12 protein-coding genes and 1 tRNA gene are annotated in these 22,412 nt (G+C 32.6%); 8 read left to right on the top strand and 5 right to left on the bottom strand.

Annotated elements, in window-relative coordinates; translation table 11 throughout:
• Positions 1-59 precede the first annotated feature (59 nt).
• The gene (gene wecB / locus IM744_RS14340; RefSeq protein WP_194508848.1) at positions 60-1,157 is read right to left on the bottom strand and encodes a non-hydrolyzing UDP-N-acetylglucosamine 2-epimerase; all 1,098 of its coding nucleotides are present in this window, start codon (positions 1,155-1,157) and stop codon (positions 60-62) included.
• Positions 1,158-1,486: 329 nt separating this feature from the next.
• Here wecB and IM744_RS14335 point away from each other — a divergent pair, with 329 nt between their 5' ends.
• The 8 genes from IM744_RS14335 (at position 1,487) to IM744_RS14300 (ending at position 18,454) form a co-directional block, all read left to right on the top strand.
• Positions 1,487-5,029: a T9SS type A sorting domain-containing protein gene (locus IM744_RS14335; protein WP_194508847.1), complete on the top strand. Its 3,543-nt coding sequence runs from the start codon at positions 1,487-1,489 to the stop codon at positions 5,027-5,029.
• Positions 5,030-5,269: 240 nt separating this feature from the next.
• Positions 5,270-10,387, top strand: coding sequence for a T9SS type A sorting domain-containing protein (locus IM744_RS14330; protein ID WP_194508846.1), 5,118 nt, complete (start codon positions 5,270-5,272; stop codon positions 10,385-10,387).
• Positions 10,388-10,613: 226 nt separating this feature from the next.
• Positions 10,614-12,881, top strand: a complete 2,268-nt coding sequence (locus IM744_RS14325; RefSeq protein WP_194508845.1) for a T9SS type A sorting domain-containing protein — start codon at positions 10,614-10,616, stop codon at positions 12,879-12,881.
• Between the two features lie 221 nt (positions 12,882-13,102).
• Complete coding sequence (locus tag IM744_RS14320) at positions 13,103-15,367, top strand: T9SS type A sorting domain-containing protein (RefSeq protein WP_194508844.1); 2,265 nt, start codon at positions 13,103-13,105, stop codon at positions 15,365-15,367.
• Positions 15,368-15,443: 76 nt separating this feature from the next.
• Positions 15,444-15,605 (top strand): hypothetical protein, encoded by a 162-nt coding sequence (locus IM744_RS14315; RefSeq protein ID WP_194508843.1) that lies wholly within the window; start codon positions 15,444-15,446, stop codon positions 15,603-15,605.
• Between the two features lie 13 nt (positions 15,606-15,618).
• The gene (locus IM744_RS14310) at positions 15,619-16,746 is read left to right on the top strand and encodes a phosphoenolpyruvate carboxykinase (ATP) (protein ID WP_194508842.1); all 1,128 of its coding nucleotides are present in this window, start codon (positions 15,619-15,621) and stop codon (positions 16,744-16,746) included.
• Positions 16,747-16,787: 41 nt separating this feature from the next.
• Positions 16,788-17,813, top strand: a complete 1,026-nt coding sequence (locus IM744_RS14305) for a nucleotidyltransferase family protein (RefSeq protein ID WP_194508841.1) — start codon at positions 16,788-16,790, stop codon at positions 17,811-17,813.
• A gap of 56 nt (positions 17,814-17,869) precedes the next feature.
• The gene (locus tag IM744_RS14300; protein WP_194508840.1) at positions 17,870-18,454 is read left to right on the top strand and encodes a hypothetical protein; all 585 of its coding nucleotides are present in this window, start codon (positions 17,870-17,872) and stop codon (positions 18,452-18,454) included.
• A gap of 125 nt (positions 18,455-18,579) precedes the next feature.
• Here IM744_RS14300 and IM744_RS14295 read toward each other — a convergent pair whose 3' ends face one another.
• The 4 genes from IM744_RS14295 to ftsZ all read right to left on the bottom strand — a co-directional run bounded on the left by IM744_RS14295 (position 18,580) and on the right by ftsZ (position 22,399).
• A complete protein-coding gene (locus IM744_RS14295) occupies positions 18,580-19,467 on the bottom strand; it encodes a zinc-dependent peptidase (RefSeq protein ID WP_194508839.1) in 888 nt (295 codons plus the stop codon).
• A 267-nt stretch (positions 19,468-19,734) separates the two neighbouring features.
• Positions 19,735-19,808, bottom strand: a tRNA-Arg gene (locus IM744_RS14290).
• 54 nt (positions 19,809-19,862) lie between these two features.
• Positions 19,863-20,309 carry a GatB/YqeY domain-containing protein gene (locus IM744_RS14285; protein ID WP_194508838.1) on the bottom strand — a complete coding sequence of 149 codons (447 nt, stop codon included), beginning with the start codon at positions 20,307-20,309 and terminating at the stop codon, positions 19,863-19,865.
• 149 nt (positions 20,310-20,458) lie between these two features.
• Positions 20,459-22,399 carry a cell division protein FtsZ gene (gene ftsZ / locus IM744_RS14280; RefSeq protein ID WP_194508837.1) on the bottom strand — a complete coding sequence of 647 codons (1,941 nt, stop codon included), beginning with the start codon at positions 22,397-22,399 and terminating at the stop codon, positions 20,459-20,461.
• Positions 22,400-22,412 lie beyond the last annotated feature (13 nt).

Below are 22,412 nucleotides of genomic sequence, written 5' to 3'. Positions count from 1 at the left end.
AAAAGAGTGAAGGCATACTTTCTATAGACAAAAAGATAAGTTAAATCAACAAAAAGGCCTTATTCTATTTTGGAAATCACATCTAAAACACGTTCAGTTGCTTTTCCATCCCATAAACGAGGTATTTCTCCTTGCTTATAATCTCCAGAAATCACTTTTTCAACCATCTCTAAGATTTTGTCTTGATCAAAATTTAGTAATGTATTTGAGCCTATTTCTATAGTACTAGGTCTTTCAGTATTTGGACGCAAGGTCAAACAAGGGATTTGCTTATAGGTTGTTTCTTCTTGTATACCTCCACTATCTGTTAAAACCATTGCACTATTATGAATTAGATTCTGAAAACTAAAATAATCCATGGGCTCTGCAATAACTAAATTATCAATAGCTTTAAAAGCCTGTTCTAAGCCATAAGATTTAATATTCTTAAACGTTCGTGGATGCATTGGGAAAATAATACGCTTGTGAATTGACAAACGTTTTAAAAGTAACAACAATTCTTCTAAGCCTTTTTTGTTATCTACAGTTGCTGGTCTATGAATGGTCATCAAAATATAATCTCTTTTTTTGAGATGATATTTAGTTAATAAATCTTGATTAACAATATCTTTTTCAAAGGCATACAAAGTATCAATCATTGTATTGCCTACAAAGTGAATTTGATTTTTTGACTTCCCTTCTTTGATAAGATTATCTATCCCACTTTGTTCGGTTACAAAATAATAATCTGTAATCTCATCTACTAGTATTCTATTGACCTCTTCAGGCATTGAACGATCAAAACTTCTCAGTCCGCTTTCTAAGTGTCCAAGTTTTACTCCCATTTTATAGGTAGTCAAAGCTGCTGCTAATGTAGAATTCACATCTCCTGGTACTAGCACCATATCTGGTTGAAATGAAGTAATGATACTTTCTAATTTCATCATTATTTCACCAACTTGAGAGTTTGCTGATGCTGGCTTGATATTTAAAAAGAAATCAGGCCAAATATCTAGTTGTTGAAAAAACACATCTGCCATTGATTTATCAAAATGCTGACCAGTATGCACTATCTTAATATCAAATTGATTAGAATAGTCACTCTCGGCAACCTTTTTAAATTGTGTGACTTTTATATAATTTGGTCGAGTACCAACAACTATTAATAGTTTTTTCATCTAGAGTAAACTGAAATTAATTATATTTTTTTTTGAAAAAGCAGCTTTACAAATTATAGCCAAAGCAAGCATAAAATTCCATACAAATATATCCTATAAATTAAATTGACCTAAGCAGACTGCTCTAGTATTTAACACAATATAGTAAAATCTTCCTAAAAAAGAAAGATTATTCCTACAAACAAAGGATTCCGCTACTAATTAAGTATTTTTTGCTAAACTAACTCATTTCATTTCCTTATTTTTGCTAACCCTCTATCTACAAAATTTTTATTTATTACATATCATTAATAAGAATGTAGGAATATTTTTATTTATTAATTCACATTATGAGAAAAATTTACGTTTTACTAATTACAATTCTTTTTACATCTTTTGGTTATGCCCAAACTATTGTAACAATTGACAGAACTAATGGTCCCGGACCAACTGCCACAGGTAATGATCCTTCAATATCCTCAGTAGGATTATCTAGAGGATCTGGTGTTATTCAAAGAGCCGGAACTGCCTTTTCCACAAGAAATTGGGATCAAACAACTCAAGCAGATGCTGCTACTAACAACGACTATATTGAATGGTCTACATCTTCTAACGCAAATTATGACATTGAAGTCACAGAACTTGATATGAGATTGAGGCGTAATACTGATGGCCCAGCAGAATGGCAATTATTTTATAGTTTAGATGGTTTTACAACTGCTGGAATTCCAGTAGATGCGTCTTCTACTCTACTTGCAGACACTAGTACAAATATTAACATAAATGGACTGAGTATCAACTCAGGTGCTTCAGGAACGATTACATTTAGATTATATGCATGGAATTCTTCAACAAACGCAGGATGGCTACGTATGCAAGGTCGTAGCGCTTGGAGTGCTTTTGGAATTGCAATTCCAGCAGTTAGATTAATTGGTAACATTACTTCAACGTCAGCTAACAGTACAGATTCAAATATTATAGCGACATCTTTTGACCCAACAGATAATATAGCATACTCAGGTTTTACTGCAACTTCTGGTCTTACTACAGGTAATGCTATTAAAATTGGTGAATTTACGATTCAAGATGGTGGGAATACATTATCAGATGCTGATGCTCTTCCTACAATCCTAACAGATTTAGAATTAGGAGTAAATAATAGTTCATTATTTGCTGCAATGGCGATTTTTGATGGATCAACTAACATTTCCGAAGTCACAACTATTACAGATAACACAATATTTAGTGGAATCACAGGACTTTCTGCTCTAGATAATAGTTCAAAAACATTTGACGTCTATGCTACATTTAATGTGCCTACGATTGTTGATAATGAACAATTTCAAATCATAATAAATTCTGCGGTTGCAGATGAAACAAGTGGCTCAATTTTTAATGCTTATGATGCTGGAGGAGCTCAAACACCAATAGCAGGTGATGACAATAGAATTGAAGTTACTGCGACACAATATGTTTTTATTCAAAGTCCAACAGACACCTACCAGTTTGAGATAATGAAACCTTTTCCTACTGTTAAAGCTGCCGATGCAAATGAGGTACAGGATTTAGATTTTAATGGAACCATAAACGTACTCGCAGCAGGATCATTAGATCCAGCATTAATCATGTATCCAATAACTAATGGTTTTGCAACATTAAACACTATTGTATTTACCGAAAAAGAAAGCGTAGCTACCTTATTAGTTTATGGAGGCAGTCTATCTCCTGCAGCAAGTAGTGCTTTCACAGTAGAAGGACCGTTAATCACAATCGCTTCTCAAGATTTTGATGGATCTACTCCAGAATGGACTTATGAATCAAATGTTATGCCTTTGTTTGATAATGGTTGGGGAGTTGATGGTTACTATGATGTTATTGATATTGCTAGCGCTTCTCCATTAAATTATAATTCATTCTCAAATAATATTTTTGGAGAAAATGATTTAAATGATGAAGGTAATGGTACTACAGGTTTTGCAACATTAACGTTTACTACAATAGATATAAGTGCTTACGCTGATATCAAATTATCATTTGACTGGCAAGTAATTGGATACAATGCCAATAATGATGATGCTAAATACACACTTATTTATGACGGTGTAGCTCAAGCAGATGTGTTTTTACTAGACGGAAATTTCACAGCGACAGATGGTCAAGGTACGGTTTGGTTAGATATTCCAAATTCAGTTAACACAATTGGCTTAGAAGTAAGCATTAGAGATAATGGTCTGGATGGTTATTCTGGATTTGACAACTTTAGCTTAGTTAGTCTTTTTGATGGCTTACTTTATGCAGATAATGGTTGGTCTCCAAACCCACCTTCTAATACTACAGGAACAGATAACGTATATGTATATGATGGTACTTACATCATAGGAACTAATATTCAAGCTAATAATTTCTATGTTAATACACTAGGTACAACATCAATATCTGCTGGTCAATCTTTAGTTACTAATGCAAGTATTATAAATAAAGGAACTTTAGAGATGAATTCGGTTTCTACAAGTTACTCTTCATTAATTTCAAATGATGTTCAAGGTGAGGTAAGTTACAATCGTCACGTTAACCAATTTGCAAATCCTGGTTCTCCTACTGGCGCAAATGATTTAATTGCTGCTCCTGTTACTAATCCTAGTCAAACATTTTTAGCATTTAGGACTGCTAATTCAGATTTACCGTCAGGAAATATTGATGGAGTCCCATCATACTTATTTGGCCCATTTAATAATAATGCAAATACTTATACGAATTTTACAACTGCAGACGATGCTACGCCTCTTACTGCTGGGATTGGATATAGAACAGCTTCTACTGCTGCTATTGGATCAAATTTTGAATTTACAGGTGATGTACTAACGTCAACAGTTACAACTCTAATAACAGTTGGAAGTGCTAGCGATTTTAATTTGGTAGGTAACCCGTTCTCTTCATATATTAAACTTTCAGATTTTTTATCTGATAACAATAGTGAGTTTAGCATTACAAACTCTGGAGTCTATGGTTATGATGGCTCTGCTTTAGATGGGTTTACAATATGGAATCAAGCTTATTCTGATGCCAACCCAACTGCTAAAATAACACCAGGTCAAGGATTCCTTGTAGCTTCTAAAGTTGGTGGTGGCGAAATTACTTTTGATGTTAACTCTCGTTCTATTGGTACAACAGATGACTTTATTGTAGGTAGAAATGGCACTAATAATCTTGCTCATGTAAAACTTCAGTTATCACGTGAGAATGCACTATTTAACACAGACCTATATTTTAATGATAATGCAACACTTGGTATGGATTCTGGATACGATTCTGGTCTCTATCAAAGTGAAGCACCAGAATTTGCTATCTTTTCTCATTTAGTATCAAACAATGCTGGATTAAATTTAGGAGCACAATCTGTTAATTACAATGCTATCAATGACGTGACTATTCCTTTAGGAGTTAATGCTAATCAAGGTGAGCAATTGACAATTAGTATTTCAGAACATAATATTCCAGAAGGTGTTGATGTGTATTTAGAAGATACTGTAACGAATACATTTACTTTATTAAACACATCAAATTATATTTTCACTCCTAATACAGTTTTATCAGGAACAGGACGGTTTTTCCTTAGATTTTCTGCGGAAGCATTATCAACTTCAGAAGAAAACTTTGAAACCATTCAAATTTATACAACGAAATCTCCTAAAACATTATTCGTAAAAGGAGCACTTGATAATGATACGACGATTGAAATCTATGACATTCAAGGTCGCATGATCTTAACATCAAAATTAGATTCTGGAAGTAATTCTAATCAAATTGATATTTCTGGATTTACAACAGGAATTTATGTTGTAAAATTAAATAATGGGATATCTCAAAAATCGCAAAAAGTGATTGTTAACTAGATTAATAATTACAAATATTAAAAAAAGGCACACTTATTTAAGTGTGCCTTTTTTTTATGTAAAATCATAACGAGTTAATATGTAGACTAGTATTAATTATTTGAAAAAACAGACTTAATACTAACTTAATATGAGCAAACACCTTAATTAATTTCTTTTACTATATTTGCCTCCTTTAATTAGATAAAAACGAACAAGATATTTACATTTTAATCGACTAACTATATATTACCTCTTCACATGAAACATTTTTACGCATTTTTAGTACTTCTTTTAATAGGAAATTTAGGGTTTGGGCAGGTCATTGATGATGATTTTGAAGATGGAGACTTATCCGGTTGGGGACAAGGAAGCGCATTTCACTGGATAAATTCTAGTACTAATCCAATTACAGGAAGTAGATCTTTAAAACATAACCTTTCAGGTACTTCTGGATCTAGTTATATTGCATATAATACCTCAGCATTAGATATAGCAAACCAAGATACATCTTGGCAGTTTAATTTAGCCAATGGAAACTGGGATCCTTCTGGGGGAAATAAATTTTGGATATATCTCGCAGCTAATGAATTCAATATAAACTCAAATTCAGTTGACGGTTATGCTGTTGGAGTTAATCTAACAGGTACTTCAGATATTTTAACTTTATGGAAAGTAACTAATGGATCTGCAGATGGAGCTATTGTAACGTCAACATTTAATTGGGATGCAAATGACACAGTAGGAATTAAAGTTATAAGAACAGCAGCAGGTAATTGGGAATTACTTATTGATACAGATGGAGGTTTTGATAATTTGGTATCTCAAGGTACTGGAATAAATAATGATTATACGTTCAATAATTTTTTTGGTCTAAGCTTTGAATTTAGTAGTACTAGAGCTGGATTATTATGGATGGATGATGTTTTAGTTGAATCAATTGTAGTTTCTGGTCCAGCAAACCCAGATGCTTTAGCAGCAAATGCAAGTTCTTCTACACAAATAGATTTAACTTATGATGATAATGATCCAGGAAATAATGCTACTGGAGATAATGTCGTAATCGTATTTAATACCGATAATAATTTTGATACACCAACAGGAACTCCAACAGTAGGGAATTTCTTTGGTGATGATGAAATTTTAGTCGTTGGTCTTGGTGCAGATCCTGACCCAGTTTTTAATCATACTGGATTAACAGAAGGAACAACATATTATTACAGAGCTTACTCTTATGATAATACAGAATATTCTATTGGTTTAAGCGCAGATGCAATGACACCTTGTACAACTGTAAATTCTTTTCCTTTTACTGAAGGGTTTGAAGGTGGTGCATTACCATCTTGTTGGTCTCAAGAATATGAAACTGGAGCAACAGATTGGATATATACAGATGGAGACAGCAATGTGCTTTCTGCAAACACAGGATCATTCAATGCCCAGTTTTATAATACAGGTGGTGACCAAACTAAATTAATCTCTCCTGCTTTAAATTTATCTGGTGTTTCTAACCCAACTTTATCCTTTTGGCATGCTCAAGTAGATTGGAGTGGTGATCAAGATGAACTTAGAGTTTATTATAAAACGTCTGCTGGTGGTACTTGGACAATTATTCCAGGACAAGAATTTACTAGTTCAATAGGGTCTTGGACACAAGAATCTGTTTTACTACCTAACCCAAGTTCAGATTATTATATTGCTTTTGATGCAATTGGAAATTATGGACGTGGTGTTGTTGTAGATGATGTTGTAGTTGCTGCAGGTGTAGCACCAAATGACTCAGACACTGAAGTCTATGACCCAACATTTCAATTAGGAACAACAACTATTACTGCTGCAAGTAGCACTACAAGTGGTACTGCATTTGATGCTTTTGGATTTGAAGTAGTAGATCTAGGAACAGCTGATGGACTCCCTACAAACATTACCACGATGCGTTTTGTACCTGGACCAAATAACACCGCAGGTTGGTCAGACCACATCCAAGGTATCACTGTATATGATGAGAATTTAGTCGATTACACACCAACTACAACAATTACAGATACAGAGATTATTTTAGACTTTGGGACACCTATCTCTATTACAGATGGAACGTCTTTAGAATTTGTTTTAGGGTTTTACTTAAATACTACAAACATTGTAGATAGTAGTGTCATTCAGTTTCAAATTGATTCTGCTTCAAATGGTTTTGCTGCTAATATTAGTGGTTCTGGTTTTGCGGATCCATTCTTACTAGGCGATATTGTTAGTAATGATATTATTGTAGATGTTTATGTAACCGAACTGGTTTTTTCTCAACAACCTTCTAACACCTTTGTTAATGCTATAATGACACCAGATGTGACTGTCTCTGCTGTTGACATAAATGGTAATATTGACACGAGTTACGATTTAGATATAGAAATAACCTCTACTGGTACACTAACAGGAAATCCTGTAACAGCAACTCCTGTTGATGGTGTTGCAACATTTACAGGTTTAACACACACAGCAATTGGTACTGCATTAGTGATAACTGCTGATGATGATTTGTATCCTACTATAAACAGTAATACTTTTGATATTGAAGAGCCACCTGCGACCTATAATGGTGTAGGCGTATTTGAAAAAATTACATCATTAGCTCAACTAACAGATGGCTACTATGTAATTGTCGAAGCGGGAGATGAATGGGCAATGAACAACACTCACAATGGGACTTACTTAAGCAGGGCAAGTGTAACACCTGTAGATGATTTAATTACAAATCCTGATGTTTCCATTGTTTGGAGCATTCAAACTGATGGTTCAGGGAAAACAATCTATAACGATGTTACAGCAAAATTTGTATCTTATACTGGTAGTTCAAATAATGTTCAAGTTGTAGATAATGTATCATCTAATAATCAACGTTGGAATTTCAGTTATTCAAGTGGAAATTTTATAGCATCCAATGCAGCTGTAACAGCTAGAGATTTACAATATAATTCTGGAGCTCCAAGATTTGCTTGCTATACAGGATCTCAAGAAGATCTTTTGCTTTACAAATTTGTTGAATCAGAAGATGCGATTCTTTCTGCTGTTCCTGGAGAACTCATTAATTTAAATTACATCGAAACTCAAGGACCTTCGTTAGATCAAGAATTAGCTGTTAGTGGAGCAAACCTTGATAACTCTGATGTAATTCTCACATTAGGAGGCAACAATTTTGAGTTATCTTTAGATCAAACTACTTATAGTAATACCATTACTTTGACTAATTTTGATGGAACTGAAACTTCTATTTTTGTAAGACTAAAAGAAAATTTAATTAGTAACGACTATAATGATACACTCACGATATCTGGCGGAGATGCAGATGATATCACAGTAACTCTTCAAGGAACAGTATTAGAACTTTTTAACCTTCCTTATTTTAATGGCTTAAGAAATCAAGTGGATTGGGATGAAGCCTTAGCGTTTGATTTTGAGTTTAACGGAACTTCTTTCGAAACATCTAGTGAAGGTTACATTAAAATGCCAATTAATTCAGATATTATTACTGCCCCAATTAATTTTTCTTTATATAATTTTCTTGAAGTGGAATTTGATTTAACCACATTTGGAGGAAGCTCTGGTCAAGAACTTACTGTGTTTGTATCTAACAACGGAATAGATTATACAGGACTTGACGCTTTTTCAGTACCTGGTTCATATGACACTTTTACGCAAATTATTGATGTAACAGCATTTTCAGCAACAAATGGTCGTATTAAATTTGAAATTACAGGAGGCTCTAATGAAACTAGATTTAGAGACTTAAATATAAAATTCTTTGAAAAATACATGTTTGACGGAACAGATTGGTCTCCAAGCGATCCAAATGGTGTAGCTACTGCAAGTGATAATATCATAATCACTTCAGGTGACGCTATAATTTCGTCTAACACTAGCATTAATACAGTAACTATAAATCCTGGAGCTAGTTTAACTATAGACGCGGTTGCTACTTTAACTGTTGCAGACAACTTCACATTAGAGTCTGTTTCAAACAGCTACTCTAGTTTAATTCTAGATGGAACTATAACAGGTACTGTAAACTATAGCAGACATATAAACACAACAGCTAGCACTACTGGTAACGATTTGATATCTGCTCCTCTTACTGGGCAAACATTCACATCTTTTGTTGATGCTAACTCTAATATTGTTTCTAATAATGACAATTCATTGTATCTTTTTGGTCCTTTTGAAAAACCGACTAACGAATATATAACTTATAGTTCGTCTGAAACTGCAACTCTTGATCCTGCTATTGGTTACAGAGCAGCTTCTACTGATGATGGTAATTTTATATTTACAGGAACTGTCAACAAAACTGATAAAGCCATACCAATTGTAAGTAGCGGAACAGGTAATACTGAATGGAATCTTATTGGTAACCCTTACCCTTCGTATATTACTTTATCTGAGTTTTTATCTCAAAATGGTTCAGTATTTACCATTGAAAGGAGTGGTGTGTATGGTTATGGTGGTGATGCTTCTACTGGATGGACTATCTGGAATCAAGCGTTTTCCGACTTTAATCCAGATGCATTAATAGCACCTGGTCAAGGATTCCTAGTCACTTCTAAATCTGCATCAGAAACAGTGAACTTTACGACTGGAATGCGTTCTAGTGGAGATACAGATGATTTTATTGAAGACGAAAGAAGCAGTACTGTAATAAATATTTCACAATTAAAATTGCAAATCACCAATAGTACAAAAATGTTTAATACAGATTTCTACTTTAATGATACTGCCACTTTAGGTCTTAATCCTGGTTATGACTCTGGTCTTTTGGGTTCAGTTGATGACTTTGCTTTATACTCTCATTTAGTTGAAGAGAATACAGGTCTCGCTCTGGGAATTCAAACACTAAACAATACAAATCTCAGTACAGAAGTAATTATACCGCTTGGTGTAAATGCTAATCAAGGAGAGCAATTAACTTTTAGTATTGCAGAGTCTACATTAGCAAGCTCAGTTAATGTCTATTTAGAAGATAATTTGGCTAATACCTCTACATTATTAACAACTGGAGATTATATATTAACACCAAATACTAATCTATCTGGTACTGGACGTTTCTTCTTAAGGTTTACAGAAGAGGCATTATCTACTGTAGAAAACAGTTTTAACAACTTAAACATCTACACTTCAAAAGCGACGAAAGAAATTGTAGTTAATGGTCAACTCGCTGAGAACACAATGTGTAACATCTATGATGTTCAAGGTAGACTAGTTTCTACAACACAATTAAATTATACAACCCTTGAAAATAGAATTAATATTTCAACGGTTAGTACTGGTATTTATATTGTGAAGTTACAGAGTAACAACCTAGAGAAAACTCAAAAGTTGATTATTGAGTAATTAAAACACATCTTAAACTTTATCAAAAGAGGCATATTCTAAGGAGTATGTCTCTTTTTTTTTGCGCTTTACATTTATGACTGCTGAAGCATGAACTTTCAACATCACTAAGATATAATCAAAAATACTTATTAACACGAAAACGTTTTCGTTTCCTTAGAGTGTTTAAACTAACATATATTTACATTTTATTCTTTTAAGAATTTAACATTAAATTGATTTTGGCATGATAAAAAAATACTTTAGCTTAAGTTTAGTTAATACTATATTATTAACATTTATAACATATTTCTCCTTTGGTCAATCTAATCATACGGTTACTTTCACTGGCAATACTAGTGATTTTAATGCTGCTGAAAAATCGTATGGCGGAGATGATGTGGATTATTACGTCACTTTTGATGACACTTATATGTATTTTGCTGCATTTAGAGTAAATGGTTCAACATTTGGCGATTATGACCATTTTACGGTGTATTTAGATACTGACCCTCAACCTGGCTTAACATCTGGAAACGGAAGTACCACAGGACTAAATTGGGATAGCCAAACACCAACAATGCCTTATAATGCAGACCACAGATTTGCAATTAGAAATAATGCTTTAGGTGAATCTTTTCATCATAAATATACAGGTGCTTCTTGGGATGATCAAACAGGTGCTTCTTCATCTAGTTTCAATCAATTTGCTACAAGTACAGCTTTAGAAATAAGAATTCCAATTGCTAATATAGATAATGCTAAAGGTGTTTATTTCTCTATGTACATGTCTTATAATGGTGGTTTTTTTGGCGCTAACGATGTTAATTATCCTATTACGTTCTCTGGAAGTACATTTTCAGGTTACTTTGGCGGTATTGGTTTAACATCTGCTGGATGTAACCCAATTGACCATAAGAATCAACCAATACAAGATGAGCTTATTAATACCAATCCAATCGCAAACACCAAATACGCATTCATAGATATTAATGATAATGATTACAGCGTTACTGGAGACATTGATTTAGTCTCTGGAGGAAGCGGTACTGTGGCAGCTGGTAAATCACTTACTGTGAATGGTAGCTTTAACAATGATGGATATTTTGAACTTCAGTCAATTTCTAATTCTTACTCAAGCCTAATAGCTACAACATCCATTGGGAATATAACCTATAAAAGACATGTAAATGATGCTGCTGGTTCAGGCACTTCAACAACTGCCAATGATTTAATTAGTCCTCCTGTATCTGGTATGACATTTGGTGATTTAAGATTGGACGCTAACACCAATATTCTTTCTGGTCAAATTGGTGGTACTGGACCAACATTTTATCTTTTTGGACCTTTTGACAATAGTAGCACTAACAATTATGTTTTATTTGAAGACACAGTTGACGATGGTATCATCCTAGATTCTGGAGTTGGTTACCGCACAGGCTCTACAGATGGAGAAACATATACATTCACAGGTACTGCTGAAACAGGTAACGTGATGGAAACAATCACAACACCTTCAGGAGGAAGTCAGTGGAATTTAATTGGAAACCCTTACCCTTCTTATATTACTTTAGATGAATTTTTAAGTATCAATAATAGTAAATTTGACATAAATGCAGCTGGAGTTTATGGATATGATGGTGCTGCTTCTGATGGTTGGGAAGTATGGAATTCGCTATATTCTGCAATTCATCCAAATGCAGTAATTACTCCTGGTCAGGGATTTTTTGTGGCCTCTGCATCAACTAGTGAGGTTGTGAATTTCAATTCAGATATGAGATCTTCTGGTAATACAGATGATTTTATACCATTACGTTCAACGTCAGTTATTACAAATGTGAAATTGAATATGTCTACAACAAATAAAAACTTTAATACAGATATTTATTTTACTGAATTTTCTACGTTAGGATTAGATCCTGGTTTTGATGCCAGCTTATTTGGTGGCACCATACCAGAATTTTCAGTATATTCTAACTTAGTGGAAGAGAATAACAATGTCCCATTTGGCATTCAAGCAGTTGGTGAAACAGACTATAATGATGTCACCATACCTTTAGGTGTAAGCGCTAATCAAGGAGAACAACTAACGTTTAATATAAGTGAAACGACCATACCAAGTACAGTAGAAGTATATCTAGATGATACTATTGAAAATACGTCTACGTTATTAAATTCTGGTGATTATATATTGACACCAACTACTAATTTGAGTGGAACAGGACGTTTCTTTTTAAGATTTATAGATAACTCACTAAACATTCAAGAAAATAATTTTGACGATTTAGAAGTTTTCGCTTCAAAAGATACCAAAGAGATTATAATTAATGGTCAACTTAGTCAAAAAGCAATAATTGAAGTGTTTGATATTCAAGGTCGATTAATCATGACTTCAAATCTTAATTCGACTCAATCACAAAACCGAATTGATGTTTCTAACGTAAATACAGGTATATATATTATTAAATTACAGAGTAATAACACAGAAAAAACACAAAAATTAGTTATTGAATAAATAAATAAATTTCATTTCAAAAAGACATATACACTAGAGGTATATGTCTTTTTTTGTTTGTTAATCATTTCAATCATAAAAAATGTGACCTTTTGACTTAACTAGTGTCTAAACAATAGATACCTATTAACACGAAAACATTTTCGTTTTTTAGTGTATTCACACTAACATCTATTTTACACACTCTTATTATTAAAGCTCAACATTAAATTGAATTCGGCATGATGAAAAATTACTTTAGCTCAAGTTTTGCAAGTACTATATTATTAACATTTATTACATATTTCTCCTTTGGTCAATCTAATCATACCGTTACTTTCACAGGCAACTCTAGTGATTTCAATGTTGCTGAAAAAATATGGGGAGGAGACGATGTTGATTATTATGTAACTTTTGATGAGACCTATATGTATTTTGCAGCGTTTAGAGTAAATTCTTCAACATTTGGTGACTATGATCATTTTACGGTGTATTTAGATACTGATCCTCAACCTAGCTTAACATCTGGAAACGGAAGTACTACAGGATTAAATTGGGACAGCCAAACACCCACTATGCCTTATAATGCAGACCATCGCGTTGCCCTTAGAAATAATGGTTCAGGTGAATCTTATCATCATAAATATACAGGATCATCATGGGATGATCAAACAAGTGCTTCTACATCTAGTTTTAATCAATATACAACTAATACTGCTCTCGAAATGAGAATCCCAATTGCTAATATAGATAATGCAAAAGGTGTTTATTTCTCTATGTATATGTCTTATAATGGTGGTTTTTTTGGTGCTAACGATGTTAATTATCCTATTATATTTTCTGGAAGCACATTCTCAGGTTACTTTGGAGGTTTTGGTTTAACATCTGCTGGATGCAACCCAGTGAATCATCAAAATCAACCGATAATGCATGAACTTGTTAATACTAACCCAGTTGCAAACACCAAATATGCATTCATAGATATTAATGATAATGATTATAGCGTTAATGGAGACATTGATTTAGTCTCTGGAGGAAGCGGTAGTGTGGCAGCTGGTAAATCACTAACTGTGAATGGCAGTTTCAAAAATGATGGATATTTTGAACTTCAGTCAATTTCTAATTCTTACTCAAGCCTAATAGCTACAACATCTATTGGAAATGTAACTTATAAACGTCATGTGAACTTTGCTGCTGGTTCTGGTACATCGACAACTGCCAATGACTTAATCAGTCCGCCTGTATCTGGTATGACCTTTGGAACTTTAAGAATGGATGCTAATACTAATATTCTTTCAGGAACTATAAGTGGCAATGGACCTTTCTATCTTTTTGGGCCATTTGACAATAGTAGTGTTAATAATTATGTTTTATTTGAAGAAACAGTTGACGATGGTATTCTACTAGATGCTGGAGTTGGTTATCGTACAGGTTCTACAGATGGAGGAGCATATACATTTACAGGTACTGTTGAAACAGGGAATGTAATGGAAACAATCACAACGCCTTCAGGTGGAAATCAATGGAATTTAATTGGAAATCCTTATCCTTCTTATATTACTTTAGATGAATTTTTAAGTATTAATAATAGCAAATTTGATTCTAATGCAGTTGGAATTTACGGTTATGATGGTACTGCAATTGATGGTTGGGAAGTATGGAATTCTTTATATTCTTTGATTCATCCAAATGCAGTAATTACTCCAGGTCAAGGTTTTTTTGTGGCCTCGGCATCAACTAGTGAGGTTGTGAATTTCAATTCAAATATGAGATCCTCTGGTAATACAGATGATTTTATACCACTACGTTCAACGTCAGTTATTACAAATGTCAAATTGAATATGTCTACAACAAATAAAAACTTTAATACAGATATTTATTTTACAGAATTTTCTACGTTAGGATTAGATCCAGGTTTTGATGCCAGCTTATTTGGTGGCACAATACCAGCATTTTCAGTATATTCTAATTTAGTGGAAGAGAATAATAATGTCCCATTTGGCATTCAAGCAGTGGGTGAAACAGACTATAATGATGTTACCATACCTTTAGGTGTAAGCGCTAATCAAGGAGAACAACTAACATTTAGTGTAAGTGAAAACACACTACCAAGTACAGTAGAAGTATATCTAGATGATACTACTGCAAGTACTTCAACATTATTAAATTCTGGCGATTATATCCTAACACCAACTACTAATTTAAGTGGAACAGGACGTTTCTTTTTAAGATTTACAGACAACTCGTTAAACATTCAAGAAAATAGTTTTGACGATTTAGAAGTTTTCGCTTCAAAAGATACCAAAGAGATTATAATTAATGGTCAACTTAGTCAAAAAGCAATAATTGAAGTGTTTGATATTCAAGGTCGATTAATTATGACTTCAAATCTTAATTCTACTCAATCACAAAACCGAATTGATGTTTCTAACGTAAATAGAGGTATATACGTTGTTAAACTTCAAAATATTACTCATGAAATCTCTAAAAAGATCGTTTTAAAATAGTTTTACATCAAATTAAAGTAAATTTGTAAGTTTAATAATATAATTTTATTATTTTTGACCCTTATTATAATGCAAAATGAAAAGAAATAGTCCTCAAGACCAAATAACACGTAAGGAAGCCATTAAAAAAATGGGTAAGTATGCTGCGCTTACAGCTGTAGGTACATTTCTTATTCTTAACCCTAAGAAAGCACATGCTACTTCACCTCCAGATCCAGGTGGGAATCCATTTGACTAATCTATAACTTATTTTGAAAACGGATTTATCTCCGAAGTATATTCATAAGATTAATGAGACTATTATACTATGGTTTCAACGATCTAACAAGTATATTATTGTTTCTGAAAGTATATACGCGCTAATTAACTTATTTCTAAATACTGACAATAAAGTAGATTTTAAAAAGACTTTATTTGAAACTACGGAAATAGGAAATGAGAGATGTGAAGAACTATATTTAGAAATTTCGAACTTCCTAGAAGATGCCAATGCACAACCTGATGAAAATCATAAATCGCATCCCTTACAAGGAATCCCTAAAGTTAACATTGAGCGGACTTATAATTTTGACGGAAAACTGATTAGAATCAACTTTCAATCTGAACGTATTGAGAGTTTAATTCATCCACAAATCACACATCATTTAACGCATCATACTACAAGTTTTGATGCAGAATTTGATATATTCAAAACATTAGATACTTTACATTTATTTAAAAACAAAAGCTTTGTGGGTTCTTATAACACACAATGCTTTCATTTACTTCAAGGCAAATTTGCCTTAGAACTTACCAATACAATTCATAACACTCAATTAGACAAATGGATTGCCACTTTTCATGCTTCTACAGTTACGAATAACTCTGAAGCCATAATGATAATTGGTGATTCTGGTAATGGTAAAAGCACGCTATCGGCTTTACTCATGGCTCATGGTTTTGATTTATTAGCAGATGATTTTACGCCATTGTACGAGGATATGAACTTATATAGATATCCAAGTGCTATTTCAATTAAAAAAGGTGCTTTTAATCTTTTAGAATCAAAAATATCTGATTTTAATTCTTTAAAAACTTACACTAATGGCCCTAAAAAAGTTAACTTAAAGTATTTACCCCAAAATTCTGATAGCAAGAATTCTCATTTTCCCTGTAATAAGATTGTATATGTAAAGTTTGATAAGACCAAAAAATCTGAATTAATTCCAATTTCCGTAGAAAAAATTTTAGAAACTTTAATTCCAGATTCATGGATTTCTCCAAATGAAGCACATGCGCTTAGTTTCTTAAATTGGTTAAAGCAAGTTAAATGTTACGAATTGCGTTATAGTGATAATGATTTTGCCACTAACAGTTTTAATAGTTTGTTTGGCGATTAAAATATATTGATGATATTTGCTTACATAAAAACATCTTTTAATTGCTTAAAAATCCAAACATAGCCACATATCAACTTATTGCAGATATTTTAAATTTTGATAACGATTGTGATGTCTTAAAAAAGCAATTACAAACATCTAAGATTAATTGGGAAAACCTCGTCAAAGTTGCAAGTAAACATCTAGTACTAACTGCTGTTTATTGTAGATTAAAAGATAAAGATCTTCTCAATTATTTACCTTGCGACCTTAATGAGTACTTAAAAGAGCTTACTTCAATTAATAGAAATCGAAATAAAAAACTAATAATAGAAGCACAAAAGCTAACTAAACTATTAGAAAGTCACAATATTGAATATTTATTTGTAAAGGGAATGGCATTACTTTTAGGTGGCTATTATAAAGATTTTGGTGAACGTATGATTGGTGATTTTGACATCTTAATTCCAGACAAAGATATAACGATTGCTTTTAATCTTATAAAAAAAGAAGGTTATGACAAGCTAATTAAATTCAACTATGATGTATTGAATTTTAGACACTTACCTAGGCAAGTGAATGAGAACAAACTTGCAGCTATAGAATTACATGGACATGTTTTAAATCCATCACAAAGAAACTTGATACCAATTAATGAAGTTTTTGAAAATAAAGAAAAAGTTGAAGGTTATTCAATAGCTAGTAAAAATCATCTTAATTTAATTAATGTTTTAACATCTCAATTAAACGATAAAAATCACTATTACAATACAGTTAACTTTAAAAACTCATACGATAGTCTAGTTTTGGGATTACAACCAGATATGTTTTTAAACTCTAAATATTTTTCTCATTACTTGTGCTTAAATAGTGTTTGGTTTAAACAATTTAAATCTACAAATCCTTCTTTGATCAATAAAATCAAAAAGAAAAGCTATATAAAAAAAATTAAATACAAAAATCTTGCTTGGCTCATAAGTAGTGTGAAATACATTTGTTTTTATGTTTTAGAGAGACTAAAACTTGTGGTACTAAACAAAAGCTATAGAAACTATTTAATTAAATCGCTATTCTTACGTAAAACTTAGGGTCAATTAATTTTATTATTAGAAGTAATTAGCTATTTTTGACCAAATTTTTAGATATGAAAAATGTTATTGTAATCATTTTATTGTTTTCATGTGGTTTATCTTTTGGGCAGTCAATGACGAAATCCGATTATAGAAACAGTCAAGACAGATGGATTTTGAGTGTAGGTATTAATGCCTTAGGTAATTTGGGGACACAAAACCCAGTTGAACGATTAGATGAGTTCTCTCTTAAGCAACCTTTTGCACTAGCTATTGAGCATAGATGGTCAAAATACTTATCTATTGAACAAGATTTCAGTTTCAATGGTTATGATGCTCAAACACGTATTGACAATGGCATATTGACTGAGGACATCTTATATTTCTCAACAAATACAAGTTTGAAATATTATTTTTCTGATAATTTATTTGATGCAAATTGGGTAGATTTATATGCGTCTGGTGGTATTGGTATATTTTCTATCGATGAGTTAAACACATCTGTCAATTTATCTGCAGGAGCTTTATTTTGGATTAATGGATCAAGAACAATAGGATTTAGAATACAAAGTACTGGTAAATTTGCCTTTAATCATAGTGAAAATCAATATGACAATAACCACTGGCAACATTTCTTACAAGCTGTATTTAGATTGTAATCAATATTAATTAATAAAAAATCCCCAGATTATAAACTAATCTGGGGATTTTTTTATTTCTATACTTTAATATATTAAATGTCATAATTTAATATGAATTACTCCTAATTGTTCTCAACAACAAATCAATAACCAACAAAATTAAATCCTAACATCGTTTTTACTTTACCATAAATACTTGGAAATTCTATTTTAAACTGCTGAGGAGATTCTATAAAAGTCTCAACAATCACAGATAAAAATTCAAACTGGTTTGTAAAAGCATAATCCCTCAAAAAATTAGATTGTACTAATTTAGATTTCAATTTTGGATCACTATCAAGCATACTAGTAAGTTCTATATAAGTATCTAAAAACATAGCAGCACTTGTACTTTGGCGCCTTACCCTCATATAATAAAAATGAATGGCATGGGTAAATTCATGGATAGCCAGATTGAGATTATCATCTTTTATTTCATAACCATGCAAGACATCTTTCCATGAAAACACCAATGCTTTTAAACCAAAATTAAACTCACCTTTATGGTACGCTTTGTTGGTTTGTGAATAGAACTCCTCTGGATAAAAGATAATACGCTCCACAGACTCAATATTATAGTCTCTCAAACCAAAAGTCAACTTAACTAACGTAGCTGTTACTATAACTCTCATCTCCTCTGTAACCGCAATATCCTTACCTATAAATTCAGTTTCATTTATAATTTGATAAACTCTGTGCTCAAAATAAGATTGATGTTTAGATGATAGTTTTTGATAGAACTTAAAGTTCTTTCTAAGCGTTAACTTTTGAGAGCTTGTTAATTTGCTCTTTCTTAAATAAACATGATTAAAAAACAGTTTTTTCTTTACGTATTCTACGTAAACCATTTCAAAAAAATAAAAGATCTTAACCACAAAAAAAACAATCATTAAGATTGCTGCGAACAACAAGAAGTAGTTCGCTATTTCTTTTTCCCCTTCGGCAAGCTTATCGTATTGTAGAAACAGTATAATTTGTGAATATATAGACATTGAACTCTAATGATATTTGTTGTTATTTTCTTCGGAAATTTGCACCCACAACTATTACGTCTAAATAATTATTTTGTTTAGATAAGTTTCTGCTTTTTATAAAAAAACCTCAAAACAAAAACTCTTTTGAGCTTGATTTAACACAAACTTTAAATTCATTGAGAGGATTTGCTTCGCACAGCCCCAAAGCTCCGCTTTGAAAAACAAAAACCTAAGCTTATAAATTCAAGCGAGCTTGATTTAACGCTCAGGTTTTTGTTTTATTCGTGACCTCGAGAGGATTCGAACCTCCAACCCTCAGAGCCGAAATCTGATATTCTATCCAGTTGAACTACGAGGCCATTAATTCCTACAAATTGCAATAGCTATCAAGTAGGAATCTCTTTCTTAATATTTTATGACAATTTTGCTTTTACAATATTAGAAATAGTCTTACCATCTGCTTGTCCTGCTAATTCCTTGTTCACAATTCCCATGACCTTACCCATATCTTTCATGCCTACAGCTCCTACTTGGTCAATAGTCATTATAACTACTTTTTCAATTTCTTCTTCACTAAGTGCTTCTGGTAAAAACTGACTAATTACTTCTGCTTGGTCAATTTCTGGTAATGCTAAATCCTTACGATCTTGCTCTAAATATATGGCTGCACTATCCTTACGCTGTTTAACTAACTTTGATAAGATCTTAATTTCTTCCTCTTCAGTTAATTCTCCACCTTCTCCAGAGGTTTGAGCAAGTAATATTTCAGATTTTACAGCACGCAATGCAGCTAAAGCTGTTTGGTCTTTCGCTTTCATTGCTGTTTTCATTGCTATCATTATTTCAGTTTGTAAACTCATGATGTATTATATTTAATTGAGTAGCGAAGATAACAAAATTGAACATATAATCTTGTGCTAATATTTCCGAAGAAAACATAAAAAACCCGAAAAGTTAATTAAAATTTTTCGGGTTTAACAAAGTGTGAAACACTAAACTAAATTTGCTATTAATCTACGTTGTCGTGTAAAAATGAATTGTTACTTCTTAATTGAATATCGTCGTTTTCATCATTGGAAACAGATGTTCTTGAAGCGTTGGTTTCTGATGAATGCTGAGCATCCTCTAGATTCACACCTTGCCTTTTATAAGCTGGTTCTTTTTCGATTTCATCAATTTTAGCAGTATTAAACTTGTAATTGAAATCTTTCATCTTACGTCGTCTCTCATCTGCTCTTTCTTTTAATAAATCTGAAATTGGACTATTCATAGGATCAATCTCTTCACCTATTTGTTCTTCGATAACTTCTGATTCTAAAGTCTTTTTTTCAAAAACAATCTCTTCTTCAACCTCTGGCTGAGCTTTAGTTTTTGTTTCATTCATTGCAGACTCATAAGTCATAAAATCATCTAAAGCATAACGCTTCTCACCTTCTTCATTAGCCTCTGTAACAGGAATCACTTCTACATGTTCTTTTACTTCTATCTTTTTTACTTCATCTTCAAGTGTAAAAAAGGTTTTATCTTCTTCCTCTATTTCCTCTTCAACTACTTCTTCTTCCGCAGCACTAAAAGATAAAGGCAAATCAAATGTGAGCGTGATTTGCTCTTCTTCTACTTCCTCTATAATCTCTTGTTTAACTTCTTGTACAGGAGTTATGATAAAATCTTCTTCTCTTACTTTATGATCTAAAACCTCATCGTAAACAACGTTGATGTTTTTAATAATGTCTGTAGTTGTAATTAAATTAGTTTCTAAATTATTTACAACAGGACCATTATCATCCTCCTCGTCCATCAATGTGTGAATTACAACTTGTGGAGTCTTTACTTCTTCTTTTTCGAGTATGATGTCTGGTCTTATAATTGCTGGATCACTTTCTTTAACATGAGCGTCATCATTTCTATCATCTTCTAAAGCATGAACAACTTTCTTTTGTTCTGTATTAGAAATTTCATGTTGTTGATCCAAATCAAAACCCGTCGCAATAATTGTTACAGAGATTGATTCTTGCAAAGATTCATCTTCACCAACACCCATTATAATGTTAGCTCCATGACCCGCTTCATTTTGAATATGATCATTAATTTCTCCAATTTCATCAATAGTAATCTCTTGAGAACCAGAAACGATAAGCAACAACACGTTTTTAGCTCCAGTGATTTTATTATCATTTAATAATGGCGAATCCAGCGCTTTCATAATCGCTTCTTGTGCTCTTGATTTTCCAGCAGACGTTGATGATCCCATAATAGCTGTTCCGCTATTACTCAATACAGTTTTAGCATCACGTAAATCAATGTTTTGTGTATAGTGATGCGTAATAACCTCTGCAATTCCACGAGATGCAGTAGCTAAGACTTCATCTGCTTTAGAGAAACCTGCTTTAAAGCCTAAGTTTCCATAAACCTCACGAAGTTTATTATTATTAATCACTACTAAAGAATCAACATGAGAACGCAATGTATCAATACCTTTGGCAGCTTGCTCATTCCTTGTTTTTCCTTCAAACTGAAATGGCATCGTCACAATACCTACAGTTAAAATATCTAATTCTTTAGCAAGTTTTGCAATCACTGGCGCAGCTCCTGTTCCAGTTCCTCCACCCATTCCTGCTGTGATAAATACCATTTTCGTATTGGTATCTAACATGCGACGCAAATCTTCTAAACTCTCTAATGCAGCTTGCTCGCCTACTTCAGGATTTGCTCCTGCTCCTAAACCTTCGGTTAAATTAACTCCTAGTTGTATTTTGTTCGGAACACCACTATTTTGTAGTGCTTGCGCATCTGTATTACATATCACAAAATCAACACCTTTAATCCCTTGTAAAAACATGTGATTAATAGCGTTGCTTCCTCCTCCACCTACTCCAATCACTTTAATGACGTTTGATTGGTTTTTTGGTAAATCAAATGCAATGTTGCCTAATTCATTGTTGTTGCTCATAAACCTACTTTTA

The organism is Psychroserpens luteus (assembly GCF_015319355.1).
Taxonomy (GTDB): domain Bacteria; phylum Bacteroidota; class Bacteroidia; order Flavobacteriales; family Flavobacteriaceae; genus Psychroserpens; species Psychroserpens luteus.
Note: the sequence above shows the minus strand (reverse complement) of the source record. Positions and strands in the feature narration are given on the sequence as shown.

Coding starts and splice junctions, on each gene's coding strand:
- IM744_RS14325 (WP_194508845.1), top strand. CDS start 10,614: ATGATAAAAAAATACTTTAGCTTAAGTTTAGTTAATACTATATTATTA.
- IM744_RS14335 (WP_194508847.1), top strand. CDS start 1,487: ATGAGAAAAATTTACGTTTTACTAATTACAATTCTTTTTACATCTTTT.
- IM744_RS14285 (WP_194508838.1), bottom strand. CDS start 20,309: ATGAGTTTACAAACTGAAATAATGATAGCAATGAAAACAGCAATGAAA.
- wecB (WP_194508848.1), bottom strand. CDS start 1,157: ATGAAAAAACTATTAATAGTTGTTGGTACTCGACCAAATTATATAAAA.
- IM744_RS14315 (WP_194508843.1), top strand. CDS start 15,444: ATGAAAAGAAATAGTCCTCAAGACCAAATAACACGTAAGGAAGCCATT.
- IM744_RS14330 (WP_194508846.1), top strand. CDS start 5,270: ATGAAACATTTTTACGCATTTTTAGTACTTCTTTTAATAGGAAATTTA.
- IM744_RS14300 (WP_194508840.1), top strand. CDS start 17,870: ATGAAAAATGTTATTGTAATCATTTTATTGTTTTCATGTGGTTTATCT.
- ftsZ (WP_194508837.1), bottom strand. CDS start 22,399: ATGAGCAACAACAATGAATTAGGCAACATTGCATTTGATTTACCAAAA.
- IM744_RS14320 (WP_194508844.1), top strand. CDS start 13,103: ATGATGAAAAATTACTTTAGCTCAAGTTTTGCAAGTACTATATTATTA.
- IM744_RS14295 (WP_194508839.1), bottom strand. CDS start 19,467: ATGTCTATATATTCACAAATTATACTGTTTCTACAATACGATAAGCTT.